Source organism: Pseudoroseomonas cervicalis ATCC 49957, from assembly GCF_000164635.1.
GTDB classification, from domain to species: domain Bacteria; phylum Pseudomonadota; class Alphaproteobacteria; order Acetobacterales; family Acetobacteraceae; genus Pseudoroseomonas; species Pseudoroseomonas cervicalis.
The window spans coordinates 940,209-945,217 of record NZ_GG770778.1 but is presented as its reverse complement, the minus strand read 5'-3'; the positions used below and the strand labels follow the sequence as shown (position 1 = coordinate 945,217).

Genomic DNA, 5,009 nt, shown 5'->3' with positions numbered 1-5,009 from the left:
CCGCCGCCAGGCCCCGGGTCAGACGCCCGCGCGGCGGGCCAGCAGGGCGGCGCGCGCCTGGTCGAGCAGCTCGGCGATGATCTCGGCCGCCGGCTGCTCCTTCGTCACCAGGCCGACGCTCTGGCCGGCCATCAGGCTGCCCTGCTCGACATCGCCATCGACCACGGCGCGGCGCAGCGCCCCGGCCCAGAAATGCTCGATCTCGAGCTGGCCGGCCTCCTTGGTCACCTCGCCCGCCTTGAAGCGGGCGATGACGGCGGCCTGGTGCTCCAGGAAGCGCTTGGTGCCCTCATTCTGCAGGGCGCGCACCGGGATCACCGGGAAGTTCTCGTCCAGCTGCACGGTGGGCAGCGCGTCGCGCGCGGCGCCGCGCAGGAAGGCGCGCTTGAAGTTCGGGTGCGCCACGCATTCGGTCGCGCAGACGAAGCGGGTGCCGAGCTGCACGCCGGCCGCGCCCATCTCCAGATACGAAAGAATGGCCTCGCCCCGGCCGATGCCGCCGGCGACGAAAACGGGCACGTCGCGGATATGCGGCAGGATCTCCTGCGCCAGCACGGTCAGGCTGACCGGGCCGATATGGCCGCCGGCCTCGGAGCCCTCGATCACCAGCGCGTCGGCGCCGGAGCGCACCAGCTTCTTGGCCAGCGCCAGGGCGGGCGCGAAGCAGATCACCTTGGCGCCGCCCTCCTTGGCCGCCTTGATGGCGGGCCCGGGCGGGATGCCGCCGGCGAAGACGATATGGCCGACCTTCGCATCCAGGCAGACCTGCACCAGCTCCAGCAGGTTCGGGTGCATGGTGATCAGGTTCACGCCGAACGGCTTGTCCGTCAGCGCCTGGGTCGCGGCAATCTCCTCGGCCAGGCGGTCCGGCATCATCGCGCCGCAGGCGATGACGCCGAAGGCGCCGGCATTGGACAGGGCGGCCACCAGGTTGCGCTCGCTGACCCAGCTCATGGCGCCGCCCAGGATGGCGTGGCGGGTGCCCAGGAAGGCGGCACCCCGCGCCATCAGCGCGTCGATCGCGTCGGCGCCCGGCGCCGTCGTCAGGTCAGTCTGCGCGTCCATGCTCAGCCTTCCGCGTCCAGCCCGTAGGCGCTGTGCAGGGCGCGCACCGCCAGCTCGGTGTATTCGGCGCCGACCAGCACCGAGGTCTTGATCTCGGAGGTAGAGATCACCTGGATGTTGATGCCCTTCTCCGCCAGCGTCTTGAACATGGTGGCGGCGACGCCGGCATGGCTGCGCATGCCGATGCCGACGATGGAGATCTTGGCGACCTCCGGATCGGCGATCACCGTCTCGAAGCCGATGGTCGGGCGGGCCTTCTCCAGCACGTCGCGGGCGCGCGGCAGGTCGGTCTTGCCGACGGTGAAGGTCATGTCGGTGGTGCCGTCGGCGCCCAGGTTCTGGACGATCATGTCGACATTGACATTGGCGGCCGAGAGCGGGCCGAACACCTCGGCCGCGATGCCGGGCTTGTCCGGCACCCGGCGCAGCGTCACCTTCGCCTCGTCGCGGGAATAGGCGACGCCCGTCACCAGCGGCTGTTCCACGATCTCATCCTCATCCACGACCATCGAGCCCGGCTTGTCCTCGAAGGAGGACAGCACCTGCACCCGGACCCGCTGCTTCATCGCCAGTTCCACCGACCGCGTCTGCAGCACCTTGGCGCCGACCGAGGCCAGTTCCAGCATCTCCTCATAGGCCACCGCCGGCAGCTTGCGCGCGCGCGGCACGATGCGCGGGTCGGTGGTGTAGATGCCATCGACATCCGTGTAGATGTCGCAGCGATCCGCCTTCACCGCCGCCGCGATCGCCACCGCCGAGAGGTCGGAGCCGCCACGGCCCAGCGTGGTGACGCGGTTGTCCGGGCCGATGCCCTGGAAGCCCGCCACCACCGGCACCTGGCCGGCCTGCATGCGCGCGATCAGCGCCTCGCCCTTGATCTCCTCGACCCGCGCCTTGCCATGCGCGCCATCGGTCAGGATCGGCACCTGCCAGCCCTGCCAGGAGCGGGCATCGACGCCGATGGTCTGCAGCGCGATGGCCAGCAGGCCGATCGTCACCTGCTCGCCGGTGGCGACGACGGTATCGTATTCCCGGGCGTCGTGCAGGGGCGAAAGCTCCTGGCACCACTTCACCAGCTGGTTGGTGACACCGGACATGGCGGAGACCACCACCGCCACCTCATTGCCCGCATCGACTTCCCGTTTGACCCGGTTGGCGACGTTGCGGATACGGTCCAGGTCGGCGACGGAGGTGCCGCCGAACTTCATCACGATGCGTGCCATGCGGGCTCTGAAGGATCGGGGTCCGAGAATAAGACCGGCCACGGTTGCGGCCGGCGCGGGGCTGGGACAGATAACGGCGAGCGCGCGGGGCCGCAACCGCGAACGCACGCGCCGATTGCCGGGAGTTCGCGCCATGACCGCCGAGACCACCGCCCTGCCGGGCGAGATCGCCAAGTTCGACGCCCTGGCCGGGGGCTGGTGGGACCCCGCCGGGCCGATGGCGCCGCTGCACCGGATGAACCCGCTGCGCTGCGGCTGGATCGCCCGCCGCCTGGCCGCCGCCCATGGCCGGCCGGGCGAGGACCTCTCGGGCCTGGAAATCCTCGATGTCGGCTGCGGCGCCGGGCTGGCCAGCGAGGGGCTGGCGCGGCTCGGCGCCCGCGTCACCGGGATCGACGCGGCGCCGGGGGCGCTGGCGGCGGCGCGCGCCCATGCGGCGCAGTCGGGCCTCTCCATCGACTACCGCCAGGCGACGCCGGAGGCGCTGGCCGCCGAGGGCCGCCGCTACGACGCCGTGGTCTCGCTCGAGGTGATCGAGCATGTCAGCGACCGCGCGGCCTTCCTGGCGGCGCTGGCGGCGGTGGTGCGGCCGGGGGGGATGGTGTTCCTCTCCACCCTGAACCGCACGCCGCGTTCCTTCCTGTTCGCCAAGCTGGGCGCCGAGTATGTGGCGCGGCTGCTGCCGCGCGGGACGCATGACTGGCGGATGTTCGTCACCCCGGCCGAGCTGGGGGCGGAGGCGCGCCGCGCCGGGCTGCGCGTCACCGACATCGCCGGCATGAGCGCCAGCCTGGGCGGGCGGCGGTGGCGGGAGAGCCGCGATGTCGGGATCAACTACATCGTCGCGGCGCGGCGCGACTGAGGCGGCGGGGAAGACCCCTCCCCCGCCCTCCCCGTTCCCCGTCAGACGGTGACCTGGCTGGCCACGCTGATATTGCCGCGCGTGGCGTGGCTGTAGGGGCAGACGCGGTGGGCGCGCTCGACCAGCGCCTCCGCCGCCGCCTGCTCCATGCCCGGCAGGGCGATGGCCAGCACCACCTCCAGCCCGAAGCCCTCGCCATCGTCGCGCGGGCCGATGCCGACCTCGGCGGTGACCGAGACATCGGCCGGCAGGGCCAGCTTCTGCTGCCCGGCCACGAACTTCATCGCGCCGATGAAGCAGGCCGAGTAGCCGGCGGCGAAGAGCTGCTCCGGGTTGGTGGCGCCGCCGGCGCCGCCCAGCTCCTTGGGCGCGGCCAGGCGGACATCGAGCAGCCCGTCCTCGCTGCGGGCGGCGCCGTCGCGGCCGCCGGTGGCGGTGGCGCGGGTGCGGTACAGGATCTTCATGGCTCGGTTCTCCTCTGCGGTCTCGGGGCCGGCCGCTGTCGCGGCTTTCGATTGCGGACAATCTAATTGCCCGCGATTCGTTGTCAATCCCATTGTGCGCCATATATTCGCGGCAGACAGGAGCCTCTCTTTGACCGACACCGCCGCCCCGCTGCCGCTTGAGGACCAGCTCTGCTTCGCCGTCTACGCGGCGGCGCACGCCTTCGGCCAGGCCTACCGCCCGCTGCTGGAGCCGCACGGGCTGACCTACCCGCAATACCTGGTGCTGCTGCAGCTCTGGGAGGGCGATGACCGCTCGGTGCGCGAACTGGGGGAGCGGCTGTTCCTCGACAGCGGCACGCTGACCCCGCTGCTCAAGCGCATGGAGGCGGCGGGCTGGGTGACGCGCCGGCGCGACGCGCGGGATGCCCGCATCGTCCGCATCGGGCTGACGCCGAAGGCCGAGGCGCTGCGGCCGGTGGCGGCAGCCTTCCCGGCCAGCATGGCCTGCGCCGCCGGCCTGCCGGTCGAGGAACTGGCCCGGCTGCGCGACACGCTGCGCGCCCTGGCGCCCCGGCTGCGGCAGGCGGCCGGGCCCGCGCCGGACAGGCCAGCCGGCTGAACGCCTCGTGACCCCGTGGCCAGGGCGTGGCGATGCTAGCCTCTCCGCACTGGGCAAGGGAGCGCGGAGCGTGGCGCAGCAGAGCGTGGCGGTCATCACCCTGGGCGTCGCCGATCCGGCGCGCGCCCGGCGCTTCTATGCCGAGGGCTTCGGCTGGCAACCGGTCTTCGAGGCGCCGGAGATCGCCTTCTACCAGATGAACGGCTTCGTGCTCGGCCTGTGGCGGCGGGAGGCGCTGGAAGAGGATCTGCGCCGCACCTTGCCCGCCACCTCCTCGGGCTTCAGCCTGGCGCACAATGTCAGCACCCCGGCCGAGGTGCAGCCGCTGCTGGAACGGCTGGCGGCCAGTGGCGGCATGCTGCTGCGCGCCGCCGAGGCGCCGCCGCATGGCGGCCTGCGCGGCTATGTCGCCGACCCGGACGGCCATGCCTGGGAGATCGCCTGGAACCCGGACTGGCCGATCGATGCCGAGGGCCGGGTGCGCTTCGCCGCCCCCGTGGCGGCCGGGGGCGCGGCCTAGCCTCAGCCGTCGGAGCGCGGCACCCAGGGCAGGCGGGCGATGTCGATGCCCTCCTCGCTCAGCGCCTCGGCCTCGGCATCGCTGGTCTCGCCATAGATGCCACGGCGCTCGCTCTCGCCGCGGTGCATGCGCCGCGCCTCCTCGGCGAAATCCTCGCCGACATAATCGCAGTTCTTCTCCACCTCGGCCCGCATGCGCTGCAGCAGCGCCATCAGCTGCGCCGGCATCGGGCCGGCGGCGGCCTGCGGCGCGGCGGGCGGGCCTGGAAGCGGCG

At 72.4% G+C, this 5,009-nt stretch carries 7 protein-coding genes; 3 read left to right on the top strand and 4 right to left on the bottom strand.

From position 1 onward, the window contains the following. Nucleotides 1-18 precede the first annotated feature (18 nt). Together HMPREF0731_RS11240 and HMPREF0731_RS11235 are read right to left on the bottom strand one after the other, a co-directional pair. Nucleotides 19-1,065 (bottom strand): NAD(P)H-dependent flavin oxidoreductase, encoded by a 1,047-nt coding sequence (locus tag HMPREF0731_RS11240; protein ID WP_007004244.1) that lies wholly within the window; start codon nt 1,063-1,065, stop codon nt 19-21. Nucleotides 1,066-1,067: 2 nt separating this feature from the next. Beyond that, complete coding sequence (locus HMPREF0731_RS11235; protein ID WP_007004243.1) at nt 1,068-2,288, bottom strand: aspartate kinase; 1,221 nt, start codon at nt 2,286-2,288, stop codon at nt 1,068-1,070. Between the two features lie 133 nt (nt 2,289-2,421). Here HMPREF0731_RS11235 and ubiG point away from each other — a divergent pair, with 133 nt between their 5' ends. Next, nucleotides 2,422-3,150: a bifunctional 2-polyprenyl-6-hydroxyphenol methylase/3-demethylubiquinol 3-O-methyltransferase UbiG gene (gene ubiG, locus HMPREF0731_RS11230; protein WP_007004242.1), complete on the top strand. Its 729-nt coding sequence runs from the start codon at nt 2,422-2,424 to the stop codon at nt 3,148-3,150. Between the two features lie 41 nt (nt 3,151-3,191). Here ubiG and HMPREF0731_RS11225 read toward each other — a convergent pair whose 3' ends face one another. Continuing rightward, on the bottom strand, nt 3,192-3,614 hold the full coding sequence (locus HMPREF0731_RS11225; RefSeq protein ID WP_007004241.1) for an organic hydroperoxide resistance protein: 423 nt from the start codon (nt 3,612-3,614) through the stop codon (nt 3,192-3,194). A 130-nt stretch (nt 3,615-3,744) separates the two neighbouring features. On the opposite strand from HMPREF0731_RS11225, the gene HMPREF0731_RS11220 reads away from it, so the two are divergent. Further along, nucleotides 3,745-4,215: a MarR family winged helix-turn-helix transcriptional regulator gene (locus tag HMPREF0731_RS11220; protein ID WP_007004240.1), complete on the top strand. Its 471-nt coding sequence runs from the start codon at nt 3,745-3,747 to the stop codon at nt 4,213-4,215. Between the two features lie 70 nt (nt 4,216-4,285). Continuing rightward, nucleotides 4,286-4,735: a VOC family protein gene (locus HMPREF0731_RS11215; RefSeq protein ID WP_007004239.1), complete on the top strand. Its 450-nt coding sequence runs from the start codon at nt 4,286-4,288 to the stop codon at nt 4,733-4,735. Between the two features lie 2 nt (nt 4,736-4,737). Here HMPREF0731_RS11215 and HMPREF0731_RS11210 read toward each other — a convergent pair. Next, nucleotides 4,738-5,009: DUF1178 family protein (locus HMPREF0731_RS11210; protein WP_007004238.1), on the bottom strand; the 272-nt coding region annotated here is incomplete at its 5' end.